Here is a 17,571-nt window from a genome sequence, read left to right on the forward strand (position 1 = left end):
CGGTCCCATTCCGAACCCGGAAGTTAAGCCCTTCAGCGCCGATGGTACTGCATGGGAGACTGTGTGGGAGAGTAGGACGCCGCCGGACTCATATTACGGGGAAGGGCCTCGCCGATCGGCGGGGCCCTTTCTCATTTCTCATGCGCGAACATGCGGCCCGCATTTGCCGAGCCGGCGGTGAAGGCTCGCGGTCGGGAGCCCAATTTCCGTATGCGTTCGGTGAGGGGGCGCGTTTCTCGTAGCAGGCTTCGGAACGCTCGTCCAGTCCCCAGGCGGCGACGACCCGCATCCTGGCGGCGTGCCACATCCCCACGGCAGAGTCAGCGTTACAAGCCCATGCATCTCGTCCGTCCTTCTGCGGCCCCCGGCTCCGCGCGCGCCGGCGTCGCTTGCGCGGTCGTGATCACGTGGAGAACGCAAGAACGGTGCGACTCCGGCTGCACATACCACTCTCTGGGGCCGACCGCATATGTCGCTGCCGGTGACATTTGGGTGGCGGCATGTGCGAGTGAGGCGATGCACGGGGGCAACGGCGGTCGCAGTTTGGAGCGTCCGGAATCCGACCTCGGCAATGAGGGGCATGATGGGGGTAAGGGGAGGGGGCGGACCCCACAGGGAGGACCTGGATGAACCGTCAGGTTTGCGTCAGTGCCGTGTGGCGCAAGAGTTCCCGAAGCAATGGATCCAGCAACTGCGTCGAGGTCGCCGGTCTGCGGTCCGGCATCGGAATCAGGGACAGCAAGGCATCGGCAGAGCTCGTGCTCATCCTCGGATTGGATCATTGGAGGACGTTCATCACTGCCGTGAAGGCGGGAGAGCACGATTTGAGCTGACCGGGAGCCCTGTCACCGCACTCGCCCGCCGGCGCCGGCGGGCGAGTCGGCGGGTGCGGGGTCCGTTCAGCAGCCCTTGAAGCGCTTGTCAGTGGACCAGCCGGTGTCGGCCCAGTCCTGTGCGCCCGGAAGGTGAAGCCGGGGAACAGCTTCGCCAGTTCGGTGTGCAGCCAATGGGTGAAGCGGGCAGCGGCGTCCTGCGGGCAGATGTGGACGCCGGCGGAGCTGCGGTCGACCATGCCGTCCCTGACGCGCTCGTAGGTGCCGCCCCACACACCGCGATCGCGTCGAGGAACGAGGAATTCGGCCTCGCCGAAGGCGAGCCTTGCGCGACCGTGCGGGCGACGGCGGGGGCGCGTTGGAGGTCAGCCATGTACGGCTTGTGGAAGTCGTCTGGATTGACCGGCGGGGCCGTGACGGAAAGCAGTGTCGCGCCCTCGGTCTCAGTATCCGGCCGACTCGGCGAGCAGGTGCCAGTTGGCCAGGTTCAGTTGCTTCTACGGACCGTCCGCGACCGTCGTCCGCACCATCTCCGGCGGCCGCACCGCTCAGACGGCGACCGTGACGCCGGCGAGCATGGCCGCCGGCGCGGGCGGCAGCCGCCGGATCCGGCGGCCCCAGAAGGCCGCGACCGACACGGCGCCGGTCGCCTCGACCTCCCGCAGCAGCAGATCGGTGATGAGGTGCCGGACGGCGCGAAGAGCAGGCCGATCCCGAGGAAGCCGCCGGGTGTGGAGCAGCAGGACGCCGGGGATCGCGACGCCCCGCAACCCGTCCTGCGCGAGCAGATGCGGCCCGCCCCCGGTGGCCTCGGTCGGTTGGACAGGCGTCATGCGGCCGGAGCGTGGTGCTCCCTGTCCGGCCGCCGTCCCTGCCGAGTCGCAGTCTTGCTGCAGCGGCGCTGGCGAAAGCCGGTGTTCCCTACGAGGTTCCCGAACCGGGGGTGTGCGTGCGGCTTCGCTGCTGCGCAGGGTCTTCTCTCGCGCGCGTTTCAGGTTCGCTGTTCCAGCGTGGCCAGGTGGGCCTGGACGGCGCCCAGGTCGTCCTCGCTGAAGACCGTGATGCCGGAGCGCTGGAGGAGAGCGGTCGTCACGCCGGTGCCCGGTGACGAGGTCCCGGTGAAGGTGCCGTCGTAGACGCGGTGGCTGCCGCAGGACGGGCTGCCCTCCTTGAGCAGGGCCGTGCGCGCACCGGACCGCCGGGCCGCGTCCAGCGCGAGCCGGGCACCCTGGAGGAACTCGCCGGTGACGTCCCGGCCGGTACCGGTCAGGACGCGGGCCGTGCCGTCCAGGACGTCGCCGCCGTCGCCGCCGACGATCTCGGCGGGCTGGCGCGGAACGGTCAATCCACCCGATATTTCGGGGCAGAATGGGACGAGGCGCCCTTCCCTGCGCCAGCGTTCGAAGAGGTCGCCTCCCACTGGCTTGGCTGCGCCGTCGTAGCGGACGGGCCGCCCTGCCAGGCAGGAGCTGACCAGGATGCGTTCCACGGCGTCCAGCCTATGCCGGTCTCCCCGCCAGGGCGCCCATGTGAGCTGCGTCACTGTTTGGATCGGTCCGTCCGCCCGGGGTAAACCTGTAGACCAACTAGATATCCACACGTAGGTGGCAATTTTGGAGAACTCGGCGGACGCCGGCACCGGAGCGTCCCGCATGCTCGAGAACATCCGGGCGATCACCGACGAGGCTTTCGCCCACATGCGCATGGACGAGTTCCTTGACACGCTGCTCGAGCGCGTCCGCGAGATCCTCGGCGTGGACACCGCCGTCGTGCTGCTCCTCGACCGGCAGCGGCGCATCCTCGTGGCGGCGGCCGCGAAGGGCATCGAGGAGGAGGTCAGACAGGCGGCCCACGTCCCCCTGGGGTACGGGTTCGCCGGCCGCGTCGCGACGGAGCTGCGGCCCGTCTACGTCCCGGACGTGTCCGTCGCCGGCCTCTACAATCCCCTGCTGATGGAGCGGGGGCTCCGGTCCCTGCTCGGCGTGCCGCTCATCAGCGGCGGCAGGATGCTCGGCGTCCTGCACGTCGGGACGCTCGCCCCTCGCCGGTTCACCACGGACGACACCGAGTTCCTCCAGCTCGCCGCCTCGCGCGCCGCCCTGGCCGTGCAGTCGCTGCAGATCCGGGACGAACGCTCCGGGGCGATGGAACTGCAGCACAGCCTCGTGCCGGCCGCGCCTCCCGACTTCCCGGGCGCCGAGATGTCCGCCCGATACCGCCCCGGCAAGGCCGACGTCGGCGGCGACTGGTATGACATGTTCCCGCTGCCTTCCGGCGAGATCGGCATCGTCATGGGGGACGTCGCCGGGCACGGCATCGGCGCCGCCGTGGTCATGGGCCGGATGCGCAGCACGCTGCGGGCCTACGCGCTCGACAGCGACGATCCCGCCGAGGTCCTGCGCAAGCTCGACCGGAAGATGCAGCACTTCGAACCGGACGCAACCGCGACCGTGGTGTACGGGGTGTGCGATCCGGGGTTCGAGCGCGTCCGGCTGTCGTCGGCGGGCCACCTCCCGCCGGTGATCGCCGTGCCCGGCGAGCCCGCGCGTACCGTCGACGCCAAGCCGGACGTCCTCATCGGCATCGGCGCCGGCGTGCCCCGCCGGACGATGACCGTCGAGCTCCCGCCCGGCGGCCTGCTGTGCTTCTACACCGACGGCCTGGTGGAGCGGCGGGGAGCCTCGCTGAACACCGGCATCGACCGGCTGTGCGCCGCGGTGTCCGCGGGCCCGCCCGAGCAGGTCGGCGCCGCGGTGATGGCGGCGCTGATCGGCCGCGAGCAGGCCGAGGACGACGTCGCGCTGCTCATCCTCCGGCGCGCCCCCGCCTGACCGCCGCCCGTCCGGCCGCCGCCCGCCCGAGCGGGGTCACTTGCCGGAGCGGATCCGGTCCACCGCGATCTGGGCGACGCGGACGGCCGCGCCCGGGTTGAGGCGGACGCCGCGCCACGCGAGCCGGCCGTGCGCGGGCGCGACGATGAGCGCCTGGTTCTTCGCGACGCCGCGCATGATGTCGCGCGCCAGCTTCTCGGCCGTGTAGAGGCGCGGGGACGCCTTGGCGATGTCGCCGGTCGCGTCGCCGCTCAGCGCCGTCTCGGGCAGGTCCGGATTGACGTTGTGCAGCAGCGGCGTGTCGACGAAGGACGGGCAGACGACGCTGACCTTGACGCCGCGCCCGGCGGCCTCCGCGCGCAGGCCGAGTGACAGGCCGACGACGGCGTGCTTGGTGGCGGTGTAGGGGATGCCGATCGGCATCGGGACGAGCCCGGCCAGCGACGCGGTGTTCACGATGTGGCCGCCGCGCTGCTCCAGCATGATCGGGTAGGCGGCGTGGACGCCGTGCACCACGCCCTTGAGGTTGATGTCGATGGCGCGGTTCCAGTGGTCGAGGGTGAGCTCCTCGGCCAGCCCGCCGATCGCGATGCCGGCGTTGTTGAACACCAGGTCGAGCCGCCCGTGGTCGGCCTTCACGCCCTGGTAGAGGTCGGCGACGGCACCGGCGTCGGTGACGTCGAGGGCGGCGGAGGACGCCTTGCCCTTGCCGAGGGTGTTCAGCCTGTCCGCGACCTTCGCGGCGCCCTCGGCGTTGATGTCGGCGACGACGACGGTGTCGCCGCGCGCCACCAGGGACGTGGCGATCGCACGGCCGATGCCGGATGCGCCTCCGGTCACGATCGCGATGCTCATTGCGCGCTCCGCTCGGTTGAAACCGCGGGCCCGGGTCGGTGGGGAGTCGGACCCCGGCCCGCGGTGGCTAATTAGATTGAATGTTCAATTGTGCGCGATTCTAGGGCGGGCGTCCTGCCCGCCGATAGTCACGCGCCGACGAAACCGCGCCGGGAGTTCCGCGGCTCGGTGTCAAGCGGCCCGGCGCCAAGCGGCTCGGCGTCCGGCGATCCGGTGTCCCGCGGCTCGATCTGGAAGTCGCCGGGGTTCAGCCTGCGGGTGCGCAGCCAGAAGTTCAGCGTGGACGCGGGCCACGCCGCCCGGTTCACGCCGGCCCGGTCGAGGTACCAGCTGTCGCAGCCGCCGGCGACCCAGACGGCGCCCTCGGACCTGCGCTGCACCCACCGGTTGAACCGGTCCTGGACGGACGGCTTCACCGAGATCCGCGCGCCGCCCGCCGCGTCCAGCATCGCCAGGCACTGCAGGACGTACCGGACCTGCGCCTCGATGATGAAGATCATCGAGTTGTGGCCGAGCCCGGAGTTCGGGCCGAGCAGCAGGAACATGTTGGGGAAGCCCGCCACCGTGACGCCGAGGTGGGCCTCGATGCCGTCCTTCCAGGCGTCCTGGATCTTCAGGCCGTGCCGGCCGACGATGTGCGCGCCGTCGAAGGCGTCCGTGACGTGGAAGCCGGTGCCGAAGATGATCGCATCGGCCTCGTGCTCGCGCCCGTCCCGCGTGACGACCGAGTGCTCGCGGACCTCGGCGATGCCCTCCGTCGTCAGCTCGACGTTGGGCCGCATCAGCGCCGGGTAGTAGTCGCTCGACACCAGCGTCCGCTTGCAGCCCATCGTGTAGTCGGGCGTCAGCTTGCGGCGCAGGTCCTCGTCCGGCACCTGCCGGGCGAGATGCCACCGCGCGAGCGAACTGGCCGCCTTGAGCAGCCGCGGGTTCTTGAACCCGAGGACGAAGCTCTCCTGCACGAGGTAGATGCCGTTGCGGTAGCCGCGCTGCACGAGCGGGACCCGGCGGAACAGCGCCCGCTCCAGCCCGGTGATCCGCCGGTCGGGTTTCGGCAGGATCCACGGCGGCGTCCGCTGGAACACCGTCAGATGCCTGACGCGCTTCGCGATCTGCGGGACGAACTGGATCGCGGACGCGCCCGTCCCGATCACCGCCACCCGCTTGCCGGTCAGGTCGTAGGAGTGGTCCCACTCGGCGGAGTGGAACGTCTTCCCCCGGAACGAGGCGAGCCCCGGCAGGTCGGGGATGCTCGGGTGGTGCAGCGGCCCCATCCCGGCGACCAGCGCCCGCCCCCGCACGACCTCGTCGCCGTTGACGGTCACCCGCCAGGTGTCGGTCGCGTCGTCGTACTCCGCCCCGGTCGCCTCGGCGTTGAACCGGATGTGCTGCGCCAGCTCGTACTTGCCGACGACGTCCTTGATGTACTGCAGGATCTCGCCCTGCTCCGGGAACATCCGCGACCAGTCGGCCTTGGGCTCGAACGAGTAGGAGTACAGCAGCGACATGATGTCGCAGGCGCAGCCCGGGTAGGTGTTCTCCCGCCACGTCCCGCCGACCTCGTCCGCCTTCTCCAGGATGACGAAGTCGTGCACGCCGGCCTTCTTCAGCCCGATCGCCATGGCGAGGCCGGAGAAGCCCGTCCCGATGATGACGGCCTTGTAGGCGCCGCCCGGCCCCGCCGCGGGCGTCACCACGGCGGGGCCCGCCTGGATCCCGGCCATGCTCACGCGGCCTCGGGAGACTCGAGCGGCCGGCGCGTGCCGGGCTCGTCCCAGATGCCGAACGCCTTCCAGACCCGCTTGTTGACCGGGGTGATCACGCCCAGCTCGGCCATCAGGTCGCGGATCTTGCCGACGGAGTTGGAGATCTCCGCCTGCGACGCCGGGTTCTTGTACGCGGCGCGGACGACGTCCTTCGGGATGTTGAAGTGCCGCACCATCGGCCCGGGCGGGGACAGCATGATCCGCGCCATCACGCCGAGCACGACCGGCGTCGCGACGCCGAGGATGCGGCGGCGCAGCGGGTTCATGTTGGGCACCCGGTGCTTGAGGTAGTGCCGGGCGAACGAGATGTGCCGGGCCTCCTCCGCGATGTGGATCTTCATGATCGTCTCTTCGAGGGGGTGCTTGATGTGCCCGCCCTTGAGGGACTTGCGCTGGACGTAGTCGATCGGGTCCTCGCCGCCGAGCACGAACACGAAGAACATCTCGGTGCTGACCAGCGGGATCCACGGCGCGGCCTGCGCGATGAAGCTGAGCGACCGCGGCATGCCGCGGATCGGCATCCCCGTCCGGTTCACGAACTCCTGGAACATCATCCCGTGGTGACATTCCTCGGTCGTCTCGTGGTAGACGTACCGGAACTCGGGCCGCCCGTTCGGCAGCCGGTAGGCGTAGTTGAGCAGCCCGCGCTTCAGCAGGTTCTCGAACTGCAGGCCGATCTTCATCGCGGTCGCGACCCGCCACAGCCCGATCTGCGCCTGGATCTCCGGCGGCTGCGACCGGTACCACGCGGTCTCGCCGAGCCGGTCGAACGGCGGGAGCACCCAGCGCGGATCGTTCTTGTCGACGGTGAACTCGGGGTCGTCCCACGGGATGTCGGCGTAGGCCTCCCAGTGCTTCTCCACCGACGCCTTGTTCAGGCGGTCGATGACGCCGAGGTACGACTTCTTGTCCTTGACCTGCACGCGGAGCTCGCCGGCGAGGTCGGTGGGGGCTTTCGGCATGTGAGGCGCTCCCTCGGGGTGCTGCGGCCGGCTCGCCGGGAGGACGGGCCGGCGGGGTGTTACCGGAGGTGGGGTCGGGGTCGGGGCGGGGTCAGTGCTCGGACGACGCTCCGGCGGGCGTGTCGGGCATCGGCCCGCCGGTCGGCGTGCCCGGCTGCGGGACGATCAGCTGCGCGACGTCCTTCACCTGGCGCAGCACGGCGGCCTGGTGGCCCTCCGCGTCGCCGTCCAGGCCGTTCTGTATGGACAGCCCGACGAACATCGCGAACAGGGCGCGCAGCATCGTCGGGACGAAATCGGGGGCCAGCTCGTTCTCCGGGAACAGCCGCTCGAACGTCTCCAGGATGACCTGGAGGATCCGCTCGTTCAGGTCGATGCACAGCGGCCGCAGCTCGTCGTCGGTGCGGGCCGCCACGGCCAGCTCCATCAGCGCCTTCGCCGGGGGGCCGCGGAACACCTCCCACAGCAGGTCGAGGGCGCCGGAGACGTTGCGCCGCTCGGGCGGCAGCACCGCGAACGCCGTCTCGTACGCCAGGCGCTGCGCCTCCAGCAGGTGCTCCAGCGCGGCGGCGACCAGCACCATCTTCGTCGGGTAGTGGTGCTGCTGCGCCCCGCGCGACACGCCGGCGCGGCGGGCCACCTCCGTGGTGGACGTCCCGGACCAGCCGAGGTCGACGAGGCACTCCATGGTCGCCTCCAGGAGCCTCGCCTGCGTCCGCGAGCGGCGTTCCTGCTGCGTGCGGCGCCCGGAGGAGCCGTGGCGGCGGCGTCGGCGGCTGCTTACTGCCATGACTGGGACGGTACGAGCCGACAAACAAGCAAGCAAGCCTGCATGTATGTTGTCCCGGTCACAATTGGACATCGAGTCTTGTTGATCTCGGCGAGTACCGCGGCGGACGTAGCCGGGACGCGGCGGCTGCGTCCGGGGGAGCAGTGCGGGTGCCTCTCCTCGCCCGACGACGGAGGCCGTGGCGCCCGGCCACGATCCGGGGCATGGGAAACGCAGCAGAAGCAAGACGATCGATCAACGAGACCGGAACGAGCGAAGCGGGCCGCGGGGCCGCCTCCCGGCAGGGAGCCGCCGGCGGGGCGCGGACCGTCCGCCTCGGCAAGGTGTACGGGTCCGGTGACATGGCGGTGCGCGCGCTCGACGACGTCACCGTGGAGTTCCCGGCCGGCCGCTTCACCGCGATCATGGGCCCGTCCGGCGCCGGCAAGTCCACGCTCATGCACTGCGTGGCCGGGCTGGAGGACGCCACGTCCGGCAAGGTCTACGTCGGCGACCAGGAGCTCGGGGCGCTGTCGGACCGGCGGCTCACCAGGCTCCGGCGCGAGCGCATCGGCTTCGTGTTCCAGGCGTTCAACCTGATCCCGACCCTGACCGCGCGGGACAACATCGTGCTGCCGCTGACGCTGGCGGGCTCGAAGCCGGACGGGGAGTGGTTCGACACGATCGTCCGCGTCCTCAAGCTGGGGGACCGGCTGTCGCACCGGCCGTCCGAGATGTCGGGCGGGCAGCAGCAGCGGGTCGCGCTGGCGCGCGCCCTGGTCACCCGCCCGCAGATCGTGTTCGCGGACGAGCCGACCGGCAACCTCGACTCCCGCACCGGCGCCGAGGTCCTCGCGCTGCTCCGCGACGCGGTCGACGACCTCGGCCAGACCGTCGCGATGGTCACCCACGACCCGGTCGCCGCCGGGCACGCCGACGCGGTCGTGTTCCTCGCCGACGGCCGGATCGTCGACGTCATGGACGCGCCCACGCCCGCCCGGGTGCTGGACCGCATGCGCGGACTGGGGGACCACCGATGATCGGGCTCGTGTTCAAGGAACTGTGGGGACGCAAACGCCGGATGGCCGGCTCCCTGGTGGCGGTCTTCCTGGGCGTGACGTTCCTGACCGGGACGCTCGTCCTCGGCGACACGCTCGCGGCGAGCATCGACGGCTACTTCTCCAAGGCGTACGGCAACACCGACGTGACCGTCCGGAACGCGACCAAGGTGAGCGACGCGCCGTGGGGCGCGCGCGGGCAGATCGACGCGTCCGTCCTGGACGACGTCCGCAGGGTCGACGGCGTCGCCAACGCCGAACCGGGCATCCAAGGGTCGGGGCAGCTGCTCGCCAAGGACGGCACCACGATCCAGTCGCGCGGGCCGCGCCTCGCCGGCAACTGGGTGACCGACCCCGAGCTCAACCCCTACCACCTCGTGTCGGGGCGGGCGCCGCGCGCGCCGGACGAGGTCGTCATCAACAAGATGTTCGCCGACGAGGGCGACCTCAAGGTCGGCGACCGGACGGCGGTGCTCACGCCGCAGAAGGTCCCGGTGACCGTCGTCGGGATCAGCAAGTTCGGCGACGAGGACGCCTTCGGCGAGACGTCGTTCACGGCGTTCTCCCTGGAGGGGGCCCGCGAGCACGTCGCGAAGGGGACCGACCGCATCAGCAGCGTCGCGGTCCGCGCGGACGACGGGGTCGGCCAGGCCGAACTGGCGTCCCGCATCGAGCCGGTGCTGCCCGCCGGGGTCGAGGCCGTCACCAACAAGGCGCAGGTCGAGGAGAGCATGAGCCTCGTCGAGAGCGGCTTCCTGCGGGTGTTCCGGATCGTCCTCGCCGCGTTCGGCGGGGTGGCGCTCCTCGTCGCCGCGTTCTCGATCCACAACACCTTCGCCATCACGATGGCGCAGCGGACCCGCGAGTCGGCGCTGCTGCGCGCCCTCGGCGCCGGACGCCGCCAGGTCGTCGCGATCGTCGGCTTCGAGGCCCTCGTGGTCGGCGGCGCCGCCACCGCCGCCGGGCTCGCCGGCGGGCTCGGCTTCGCGGCCCTGCTCCGGCAGCTGTTCACGCAGTTCCGGATCGGGATCGCGATGGAGGGCCTCACCGTCGCGGCCTCCTCGGTCCTCATCGCGGTGCCGGTCGGGCTGGTGGTCACCCTCGTCGCGGCGCTCGGCCCCGCGCTGAAGGCGTCGCGGGTGCCGCCGCTGGCCGCGCTGCGCGAGGTCGCGGCCGAGGCGGCGCGCCCGTCGGAGACCCGGATCATCGTCGGCGGCGTGTTCGCGGCGGTCGCCGTGGGGACGACGGTGTTCGGCGCGGTCACCGAGCAGATGGCGATGGCGGCCGCCGGCGCGCTGGTCACCGTCGTCGCGATGGTCGCGCTCGGCCCGGTCGCCGCCCGCCCGGTCGCGGCGCTGCTCGGCGGGCCCGCGGCGCGGCTGCGCGGCGTGCCCGGGACGCTCGCCCGCGACAACGCGGCCCGCAGCCCGGCCCGCACCGCAGGCGCCGCGACCGCGCTGATGATCGGCGTCGGCGTGGTCACGCTGATGACGGTGTTCATCGGGTCGCTGCGCGCGTCCCTGGAGGACGGCGTCGCCGGGTCGTTCAAGGGCCCGATCGTGGTGAACGCCGGCAACAACGAGACGGGCGGGTTCAGCACGGACCTCGCCCGGGAGGCGGCGAAACTGCCGCAGGTGAGCGACGTCGCGGGCATCGGGACGGGAAGCATGCGCGTGGACGGCTCCCCGTCCACCGTCAGCGTCGCCGACCCGTCCGGCCTGCGCCGCGTCCTCGACCTGGACGTCAGGGACGGCGGCCTCACCGGAGCCGGCACGTTCGCCGTGTCCGCGAAGGCCGCGGACGACCACGGCTGGCGCGTGGGCACCCCGGTCGGCGTCACGTTCGCCGACGGCGCCTCGCAGAAGCTCACCGTGGGGGCCGTGTACGAGAACACCGACATCACCGGCGACTACCTCGTCCCGCGCACCGTATGGGACGCGCACACCAGGCAGCCCCTGGACACCCGCGCCTTCGTGGAACTCGCCCCGGGCGCGTCGGTCGCGTCCGCCCGGCAGGCGCTGACCGCGCTCGCCAAGCCGTACGGGGCGCCCGAGGTGCAGTCGCGGGACGAGTTCGTCGCCGCGCAGACCGAGGAGATGTCCGGCTTCATCACGGTCGTGTACGGGATGCTGATCCTCGCCATCGTGGTCGCGCTGCTCGGCATCGCCAACACGCTGTCCCTCGCCGTCCACGAGCGGACCCGCGAACTCGGGCTCCTGCGCGCCGTCGGCGCGACCCGCCCGCAGATCAGGTCGATGGTGCGGTGGGAGTCGGTCATCGTCGCGCTGTTCGGCACCGGCGGCGGGCTCGGGCTCGGCGTGTTCCTCGGCTGGGGCCTCGGGACCGCCCTCGGCAACCCGTTCGCGCCGTCCGCGGCCACCATCGCGGTCATCGCGGCGGTCGGCGCGGTCGCCGGGGCGCTCGCCGCGATCCGCCCGGCGCGGCGCGCCTCCCGGCTGGCGATCCTGTCCGCGATCTCCGCGCCGTGACGCCCCCGCGCCCGTTCTCCCGGCCCCGCGGCCGGGAGAACGGGGCGTCCGGCCCCGGCCACCAGCGCGGCGGGGCGGCCGCGTGTCCCGGGGCGGCCCGCGGTTATGGTGAGTCCATGCAGGTCAACCAGTCGGGCAAACTGACCAACGTCTGTTACGACATCCGGGGTCCGGTGCTGAAGCGCGCCAAGCAGCTGGAGGCCGAGGGGAACAGGATCCTCAAGCTGCACATCGGCAACCCCGCACCCTTCGGGTTCGAGGCCCCGCCCGAGCTCCTCCAGGACATGATCCGCAACCTGCCGGAGGCGCACGGCTACAGCGACTCCAAGGGCATCCTCCCCGCGCGCCGCGCGATCGTGCAGCGCTTCGAGGACAGCGGCGTCGCCGGCATCGACGTCGAGGACGTCTACCTCGGCAACGGCGTGTCCGAGCTCATCGTCATGACCCTGCAGGCGCTGCTCAACGACGGCGACGAGGTCCTCATCCCCGCGCCCGACTACCCGCTGTGGACGGCGGCGGTCTCCCTCTGCGGCGGGACGCCCGTCCACTACCTGTGCGACGAGGACGACGGCTGGCAGCCGAGCCTGGACGACATCGAGGCCAAGATCGGCGACCGGACCCGCGCCATCGTCATCATCAACCCGAACAACCCGACCGGCGCCGTCTACTCGCGCGACGTGCTCACCCGCATCGTCGAGGTCGCCCGCCGCCGGAACCTGCTCATCTTCGCCGACGAGATCTACGACCGGATCCTCTACGACGACGCCGAGCACGTGCCGATCGCGTCCCTGGCCCCCGACCTGCTGTGCCTGACCTTCGGCGGGCTGTCGAAGAACTACCGGGTCGCCGGGTTCCGGTCGGGCTGGGTCGTGCTGTCCGGGCCGAAGGAGCACGCCGAGTCCTACATCGAGGGCCTCGACATCCTCGCCAACATGCGGCTGTGCCCGAACGTCCCCGGCCAGCACGCCATCCAGGCCGCGCTCTTCGGCTACCAGAGCATCGACGACCTCGTCCTGCCGACCGGCCGGCTCGGCGAGCAGCGCGACCGCGCGTGGAAGCTGCTGAACGACCTGCCGGGCGTCAGCTGCGTCAAACCGCAGGGCGCGCTCTACGTCTTCCCGCGCCTCGACCCGGAGATGTACCCGATCGAGGACGACATGCGCTTCGCCCTCGACCTGCTCGAACAGCAGAAGCTCCTCGTCGTCCAGGGCACCGGGTTCAACTGGCCGGCCACCGACCACCTCCGGATCGTCACCCTCCAGTACGCCGACGACCTGGAGGACGCCGTCGGCCGCATCGGCGAGTTCCTGCGGACCTACCGCCGCTGACGGGCCCCGCGCCGGCGCGGGCCGCCGCGGTTCAGGACGAGCCGGACGCCGCGGCGTCGAGGCGGCGCAGGGCGCCGCGCACCACGTCCGGGTCGGTCGTGGCCCAGAACGGCGGCAGCGAGTTCTTGAGGAAGCCGCCGTAGCGGGCCGTCGCGAGCCGCGGGTCGAGGACGGCGACGACGCCGCGGTCGTCCATCGAGCGCAGCAGGCGCCCCGCGCCCTGGGCGAGCAGCAGCGCCGCGTGCGTGGCGGCGACCGCCATGAAGCCGTTGCCGCCACGCGCCGCGACCGCCCGGGACCGTGCCGACGACACCGGGTCGTCCGGGCGCGGGAACGGGATGCGGTCCATGATGACGAGCTGCAGCGACGGGCCGGGCACGTCCACGCCCTGCCACAGCGACAGCGTGCCGAACAGGCAGGTCCGGTCGTCCTCGGCGAACTGCCGGACCAGCAGGGACGTGGAGTCCTCGCCCTGGCACAGCAGCGGATGGGACAGGTGGTCCTTCAGCTCGTCGGCGGCCTGCCGGGCGGCCCGCATCGAGGAGAACAGGCCCAGGGTGCGCCCGCCCGCCGCCTCGATCAGCTCGGTGATCTCGGTGAGGTAGGCGTCGGCGAGGCCGTCCCGCCCGGGCTGCGGCAGGTGCCGCGCGACGTACAGGATGCCCGCCTTGGGGTGGTCGAACGGCGAGCCGACGTCCAGCCCGGACCACACGACCTCCGTCTCCTCGCCCTTCTCCGTCGCGGTCCGCGCGAGCCCCTCGGCGGCGGTCTTGGCGTCCCCCGGCCCCTGCTCGTCCAGCGGGGGCAGGCCCCACTGCCGCGCGAGCGGCTCGAACGACCCGCCCAGCGTCAGCGTCGCCGACGTCAGGATCGCGGTGCGCCGCTCGAACAGCGTCGTGCGCAGCAGGCCGCCGACACCGATCGGTGCCACGTGCAGCGCCGGCGGGCGCCTCGGGCGGCCGTCCTGCGCGAACGGCTTCTCCAGCCACACCACGTCGAAGCGCTGCGCCATCTCGGGCTGGAACGCCTCCAGCACCCGGACGGCGGTGTCGTGCAGCTCCTCCAGCGACGACCGCGCGGCCTTGCGCGCGGACATGTCGCCGGGGTCGGTGTCCTTCTTGTCCGGCCCGAGCGCCGTCATGCAGGCGTGCGCGGCGTCGCGGACGACGGCGAGGGTGTTGCCCAGCGCGGACGGGAGGACGTCCATGCGTCCTTGCGGCAGCTCCTCAAGAAGGACGCCGAGCCCCTCGGCGGCCTCCTTCAACCGGTCGGCGACGGCCTCCTCGATCAGCCGGCCGCAGCGCCGCGCGGCGGTCTCGACCCCCGCCGCGCTCAGATCGCCGGTGGCGACCGACGTCACCCGGTCGACCAGCTCATGGGCCTCGTCTACGACGACGACATCGTGCTCGGGGAGAACCTGGAACTCCTCCAAGGCGTCGATGGCCAGCAGCGCATGGTTGGTGACCACGATGTGCGCCTCACCGGCCTCCGCCCTGGCGAGCTCGGCGAAGCACTCCGTGCCCTGCGGGCACCGCTGCGCGCCCAGGCACTCCTTGGCGGTGACGGCCACCTGCCGCCACGCCTGCTCGCTCACGCCGGGCACCAGCTCGTCCCGATCCCCGGTACGGGTCTCCTCCGCCCACTCGTTGAGCCGCTTGACCTGCCGCCCGAGCGAGGACAGCTGCTGCGGGTCGAAGAGGCTCGGGCCGTCCTCCTCCTCGGGCACCCCGGTCTGCACCCGGTGCAGGCACAGGTAGTTACGGCGGCCCTTCAGGATCGCGAACTTCAGCTCCGTCCCGAGCATGGGGCCGAGCGCCTCGGCCAGCCGGGGCAGGTCGCGGTCGACGAGCTGGCGCTGCAACGCGATCGTCGCGGTGGACACCACCACCGTCGTCTGCTTCTCCACCGCGTGCCGGATCGCGGGCACCAGGTACGCGAGGGACTTGCCCGTCCCCGTCCCCGCCTGCGCGGCGAGGTGCTCCCCGGACTCGATGGCCTTCTCCACCGCCCGCGCCATCTCCACCTGACCGGGGCGCTCGGCGCCCCCGATGGACGCGACGGCCGCGGCGAGCAAGGTCGCCATGTCCGGAATCTGGGTATCGCTGCCGGTGAGCAGATCAGGGGCGGGCACGTCGCCCAACGCTACCGTCCCCGCCCGACACCCGCGGCCCGGTCCGCCGGCCGCCCGCGCCCGGCTCCGGACGAAACGCCCCGGACCCGCGGCCCCGGACCCCGGTTGTCCACAGGTCCCGGATCTCCTGCCGGGCGCCGGTGCCGGCTGCGAGCGTCGACGCCATGGCACCTCTCGTGATCCGCACCGCCCAGGACGCCATCGCCGCCGTCCCCTACCTGCTCGGCTTCCACCCCGCGCGCAGCCTCGTCGTGATCGGCTTCGCGGGGCGGCAGCGCGGCATGTGCGCCGTCCGGCTCGACTTACCGGCCGCCGGCGCCGCCGACCGGGTCGCCGCCCTCCTCGCCGGCAACGGGTTCGCCCGGTCCCTCCTCCTCGGGTACGGCCCCGCCGCCGAGGTCGAGGAGTCCGCCGGGCCCGTCCGCGCGGCCCTCGCCGCCGCCGGCGTGCCCGCCGCCGAGGCGATCCGCGTCGCCGACGGCCGCTGGTGGTCGCTCACCTGCGACGGCGACTGCTGCCCGGCCGAAGGCGTCCCGTACGACATCTCCACGAGCGTCCTCGCCGCGCAGGCGACCTACGCCGGGCACGCCGTCCTCGCCGACCGGGCCGAACTCGTCCGCTCCGTCCAGCCCCTCGAAGGTCCCGCGCGCACCGCCATGCGCGAGGCCACCGCACGAGCCGAGAGACGCCGCCGCACCCGGCGCGGCGCCACCGGGGAAGACCTGGCCTTCACCCTCTCCCTGCTCGCCGACGCCCGCACCGGCATCGCCCCCACCGACGACGAGGTCGCCCGCCTGGGCCTCCTGCTGACCGACCTGCGCCTCCGCGACGAAGCCTGGATACGCATCGACGAGGATGCCCCGGCGGCCGACATGGCCTTCTGGCGCGACATCGTCCGCCGCGTCGAACCCGCCTACGCCCCGGCCCCCGCGTCCCTGCTCGCTTTCGCCGCCTACTCCGCGGGCGACGGCGGCCTGGCGAACGTGGCGCTCGAACGCGCCCTGGACGCCGACCCCGCCTACTCCATGGCCGTCATCCTCCGCGAGGTGATCAACGCCGGCATCCCGCCCTCACAGCTCCGCCTCCGCATGACCTCCGAAGACCTGGCCGCCGCCTATGACCGGTCCCGCAAGGCCGGCTGAGGCGGGGCGGGTCAGGGGGCGACGGCTTCGCCCGGGGTGCCGGGGTCGAGCCGGCGGCCGGGGTTGCGGGCGTTCCAGTCGCGCATGCGCGGCGGGTAGCCGACGGCCTGCACGTCGTAGACGGGGAGCCCGAGGTCGCGGGCCACCTTGCCGATGACCTTCGGGGAGCCCACGCGGCGGCGGGTCCATTCGCCGTCGTGGGCGACGGCGACGGCGGTGGTGTCGGTGGCGAACGTCTCCGGCTCGACGAAGAACTCGACGCCGCGGCGGGACTGGGCGAAGGCGATCAGCGCCTCGATGTCGGTGTCGGTCGCCTCGCGGTCGAGCTTGGTCACCGTGGATCCGCGGTGCCTGCGGATCCCGAACCGGTCCCGGAACCTCATCGCCTACCCCGTCGTCTTGTGCGGATGCGGGTGTACGACGATAACGACATCCCGGGTCCGCGGGTTCCCGACACAGCGGCGGAATCCCGGGCGTGCGGGGGGCCGAGCCCTAGACTGGTCGGCCTTGGGGGAACGGCAGCGGGGGTGTCGATGGGCGGGCTCGACCTCGTCCGGCGGGTGGCGGTCGCGGTGCTCGCGGCCGCGGTCTGCGGGGGATTGAGCACGCTGGCGCCGGCCTCCGGCAAGGTCGGCTTCGCCGCCGCGCCGCGGCCGGCGGCGAAACCCGAACCGAAACCCGAGCACGCGCCTCCGCCGAAGCCGCCCGCGCCGAAGCCGCCGCCGGACTGCTCGCGGGTGAAGTGCGTGGCGCTGACGTTCGACGACGGGCCGGCGGAGAGCACGGCGGAGCTGCTGGACGTCCTCGCCGCCAGGAACGTCCGGGCGACGTTCTTCCTCGTGGGGGAGAACGTCGTGAAGCATCCGGAGCTCGTGCGGCGCGAGCACGAGGCCGGGCACGAGCTCGGCGACCACAGCTACACGCACGCCGACCTCGGCAACGCGTCCGAGAAGAAGGTCCTCGACCAGCTGACGCGGACGCAGGACGCCATCCGGCGGGCGTCCGGCGTCACGCCGGTGCTGCTGCGGCCGCCGTACGGGTCGGTGTCGAAGCGGCTGACGAGGATCACGCGGGAGATGGGCCTCGCGCAGGTGCTGTGGACGGTCGACCCGCTCGACTGGGAGCACCGCGACACCCGGTACGTGGAGAAGCGGGTGCTGAAGGCCGTCAAGCCCGGCTACGTCGTGCTCATGCACGACATCCACCCCACGTCGGTGAAGGCCGTCCCGAAGATCATCGACCGGCTGGCGGCCGAGGGGTACGCGTTCGTGACGGTGTCTGAGCTGTACGGCGGGAAGCTCGTCCCCGGGAAGGAGTACGGGCAGACCGGGCGGCCGATGGTCCACCGGGACGAGTCAGGGGCGGCTCAGGGTCTTCCCTGATGCCCGGCGGGCGTGCCCGGGGTCA

General features: G+C 72.3%; 15 protein-coding genes and 1 rRNA gene. 8 read left to right on the forward strand and 8 right to left on the reverse strand.

The window, feature by feature from the left end; translation table 11 throughout:
• Both rrf and ABTW95_RS12530 read left to right on the forward strand, forming a co-directional pair.
• Window positions 1-88 (forward strand): 5S ribosomal RNA (gene rrf, locus ABTW95_RS12525); the annotation flags it as partial.
• A gap of 538 nt (window positions 89-626) precedes the next feature.
• Window positions 627-833 carry a DUF397 domain-containing protein gene (locus tag ABTW95_RS12530; protein WP_500226304.1) on the forward strand — a complete coding sequence of 69 codons (207 nt, stop codon included), beginning with the start codon at window positions 627-629 and terminating at the stop codon, window positions 831-833.
• A gap of 548 nt (window positions 834-1,381) precedes the next feature.
• Here ABTW95_RS12530 and ABTW95_RS12535 read toward each other — a convergent pair.
• On the reverse strand, window positions 1,382-1,666 hold the full coding sequence (locus ABTW95_RS12535; RefSeq protein ID WP_500226305.1) for a hypothetical protein: 285 nt from the start codon (window positions 1,664-1,666) through the stop codon (window positions 1,382-1,384).
• Window positions 1,667-1,824: 158 nt separating this feature from the next.
• The gene (locus ABTW95_RS12540; protein ID WP_500226306.1) at window positions 1,825-2,322 is read right to left on the reverse strand and encodes a 2-thiouracil desulfurase family protein; all 498 of its coding nucleotides are present in this window, start codon (window positions 2,320-2,322) and stop codon (window positions 1,825-1,827) included.
• Window positions 2,323-2,437: 115 nt separating this feature from the next.
• Between ABTW95_RS12540 and ABTW95_RS12545 the strand changes: the two genes are divergently transcribed.
• Window positions 2,438-3,664 carry a PP2C family protein-serine/threonine phosphatase gene (locus tag ABTW95_RS12545; RefSeq protein WP_500226307.1) on the forward strand — a complete coding sequence of 409 codons (1,227 nt, stop codon included), beginning with the start codon at window positions 2,438-2,440 and terminating at the stop codon, window positions 3,662-3,664.
• Between the two features lie 36 nt (window positions 3,665-3,700).
• Here the strand turns inward: ABTW95_RS12545 and ABTW95_RS12550 are convergent, their stop codons facing one another.
• The 4 genes from ABTW95_RS12550 to ABTW95_RS12565 form a co-directional block, all read right to left on the reverse strand.
• Entirely contained in the window at window positions 3,701-4,519 is an 819-nt protein-coding gene (locus tag ABTW95_RS12550) for an SDR family NAD(P)-dependent oxidoreductase (RefSeq protein ID WP_500226308.1), read from the reverse strand.
• A gap of 128 nt (window positions 4,520-4,647) precedes the next feature.
• On the reverse strand, window positions 4,648-6,243 hold the full coding sequence (locus ABTW95_RS12555) for a flavin-containing monooxygenase (protein WP_500226309.1): 1,596 nt from the start codon (window positions 6,241-6,243) through the stop codon (window positions 4,648-4,650).
• 2 nt (window positions 6,244-6,245) lie between these two features.
• On the reverse strand, window positions 6,246-7,247 hold the full coding sequence (locus ABTW95_RS12560; protein WP_396450905.1) for an AurF N-oxygenase family protein: 1,002 nt from the start codon (window positions 7,245-7,247) through the stop codon (window positions 6,246-6,248).
• Between the two features lie 91 nt (window positions 7,248-7,338).
• Window positions 7,339-8,037: a TetR/AcrR family transcriptional regulator gene (locus ABTW95_RS12565; protein WP_500226310.1), complete on the reverse strand. Its 699-nt coding sequence runs from the start codon at window positions 8,035-8,037 to the stop codon at window positions 7,339-7,341.
• Window positions 8,038-8,240: 203 nt separating this feature from the next.
• On the opposite strand from ABTW95_RS12565, the gene ABTW95_RS12570 reads away from it, so the two are divergent.
• The 3 genes from ABTW95_RS12570 (at window position 8,241) to ABTW95_RS12580 (ending at window position 12,891) form a co-directional block, all read left to right on the forward strand.
• Window positions 8,241-9,056 (forward strand): ABC transporter ATP-binding protein, encoded by an 816-nt coding sequence (locus ABTW95_RS12570; RefSeq protein ID WP_500226311.1) that lies wholly within the window; start codon window positions 8,241-8,243, stop codon window positions 9,054-9,056.
• On the forward strand, window positions 9,053-11,563 hold the full coding sequence (locus tag ABTW95_RS12575) for an ABC transporter permease (protein ID WP_500226312.1): 2,511 nt from the start codon (window positions 9,053-9,055) through the stop codon (window positions 11,561-11,563). Before ABTW95_RS12570 ends, ABTW95_RS12575 begins: the two co-directional genes overlap by 4 nt.
• Window positions 11,564-11,679: 116 nt before the next feature.
• Entirely contained in the window at window positions 11,680-12,891 is a 1,212-nt protein-coding gene (locus ABTW95_RS12580; protein ID WP_396450897.1) for a pyridoxal phosphate-dependent aminotransferase, read from the forward strand.
• Between the two features lie 31 nt (window positions 12,892-12,922).
• On the opposite strand, the gene ABTW95_RS12585 is transcribed toward ABTW95_RS12580, so the two are convergent.
• Window positions 12,923-14,974 (reverse strand): ATP-dependent DNA helicase, encoded by a 2,052-nt coding sequence (locus ABTW95_RS12585; RefSeq protein WP_396450895.1) that lies wholly within the window; start codon window positions 14,972-14,974, stop codon window positions 12,923-12,925.
• Window positions 14,975-15,186: 212 nt separating this feature from the next.
• On the opposite strand from ABTW95_RS12585, the gene ABTW95_RS12590 reads away from it, so the two are divergent.
• Complete coding sequence (locus ABTW95_RS12590; protein WP_396450893.1) at window positions 15,187-16,164, forward strand: DUF4192 domain-containing protein; 978 nt, start codon at window positions 15,187-15,189, stop codon at window positions 16,162-16,164.
• An 11-nt stretch (window positions 16,165-16,175) separates the two neighbouring features.
• On the opposite strand, the gene ABTW95_RS12595 is transcribed toward ABTW95_RS12590, so the two are convergent.
• Entirely contained in the window at window positions 16,176-16,547 is a 372-nt protein-coding gene (locus tag ABTW95_RS12595; protein WP_396450891.1) for a hypothetical protein, read from the reverse strand.
• A gap of 150 nt (window positions 16,548-16,697) precedes the next feature.
• Between ABTW95_RS12595 and ABTW95_RS12600 the strand changes: the two genes are divergently transcribed.
• Entirely contained in the window at window positions 16,698-17,546 is an 849-nt protein-coding gene (locus ABTW95_RS12600; RefSeq protein WP_396450889.1) for a polysaccharide deacetylase family protein, read from the forward strand.
• Window positions 17,547-17,571 lie beyond the last annotated feature (25 nt).

It is taken from the genome of Spirillospora sp. NPDC127506 (assembly GCF_040302145.1).
Taxonomy (GTDB): Bacteria; Actinomycetota; Actinomycetes; order Streptosporangiales; family Streptosporangiaceae; genus Spirillospora.

Excerpts from the sequence above, each read along its gene's own strand:
- ABTW95_RS12530 (WP_500226304.1), top strand. The coding sequence starts at position 627 with ATGAACCGTCAGGTTTGCGTCAGTGCCGTGTGGCGCAAGAGTTCCCGA.
- ABTW95_RS12535 (WP_500226305.1), bottom strand. The coding sequence starts at position 1,666 with ATGACGCCTGTCCAACCGACCGAGGCCACCGGGGGCGGGCCGCATCTG.
- ABTW95_RS12550 (WP_500226308.1), bottom strand. The coding sequence starts at position 4,519 with ATGAGCATCGCGATCGTGACCGGAGGCGCATCCGGCATCGGCCGTGCG.
- ABTW95_RS12555 (WP_500226309.1), bottom strand. The coding sequence starts at position 6,243 with ATGGCCGGGATCCAGGCGGGCCCCGCCGTGGTGACGCCCGCGGCGGGG.
- ABTW95_RS12560 (WP_396450905.1), bottom strand. The coding sequence starts at position 7,247 with ATGCCGAAAGCCCCCACCGACCTCGCCGGCGAGCTCCGCGTGCAGGTC.
- ABTW95_RS12565 (WP_500226310.1), bottom strand. The coding sequence starts at position 8,037 with ATGGCAGTAAGCAGCCGCCGACGCCGCCGCCACGGCTCCTCCGGGCGC.
- ABTW95_RS12570 (WP_500226311.1), top strand. The coding sequence starts at position 8,241 with ATGGGAAACGCAGCAGAAGCAAGACGATCGATCAACGAGACCGGAACG.
- ABTW95_RS12575 (WP_500226312.1), top strand. The coding sequence starts at position 9,053 with ATGATCGGGCTCGTGTTCAAGGAACTGTGGGGACGCAAACGCCGGATG.
- ABTW95_RS12580 (WP_396450897.1), top strand. The coding sequence starts at position 11,680 with ATGCAGGTCAACCAGTCGGGCAAACTGACCAACGTCTGTTACGACATC.
- ABTW95_RS12585 (WP_396450895.1), bottom strand. The coding sequence starts at position 14,974 with ATGGCGACCTTGCTCGCCGCGGCCGTCGCGTCCATCGGGGGCGCCGAG.
- ABTW95_RS12590 (WP_396450893.1), top strand. The coding sequence starts at position 15,187 with ATGGCACCTCTCGTGATCCGCACCGCCCAGGACGCCATCGCCGCCGTC.
- ABTW95_RS12595 (WP_396450891.1), bottom strand. The coding sequence starts at position 16,547 with ATGAGGTTCCGGGACCGGTTCGGGATCCGCAGGCACCGCGGATCCACG.
- ABTW95_RS12600 (WP_396450889.1), top strand. The coding sequence starts at position 16,698 with ATGGGCGGGCTCGACCTCGTCCGGCGGGTGGCGGTCGCGGTGCTCGCG.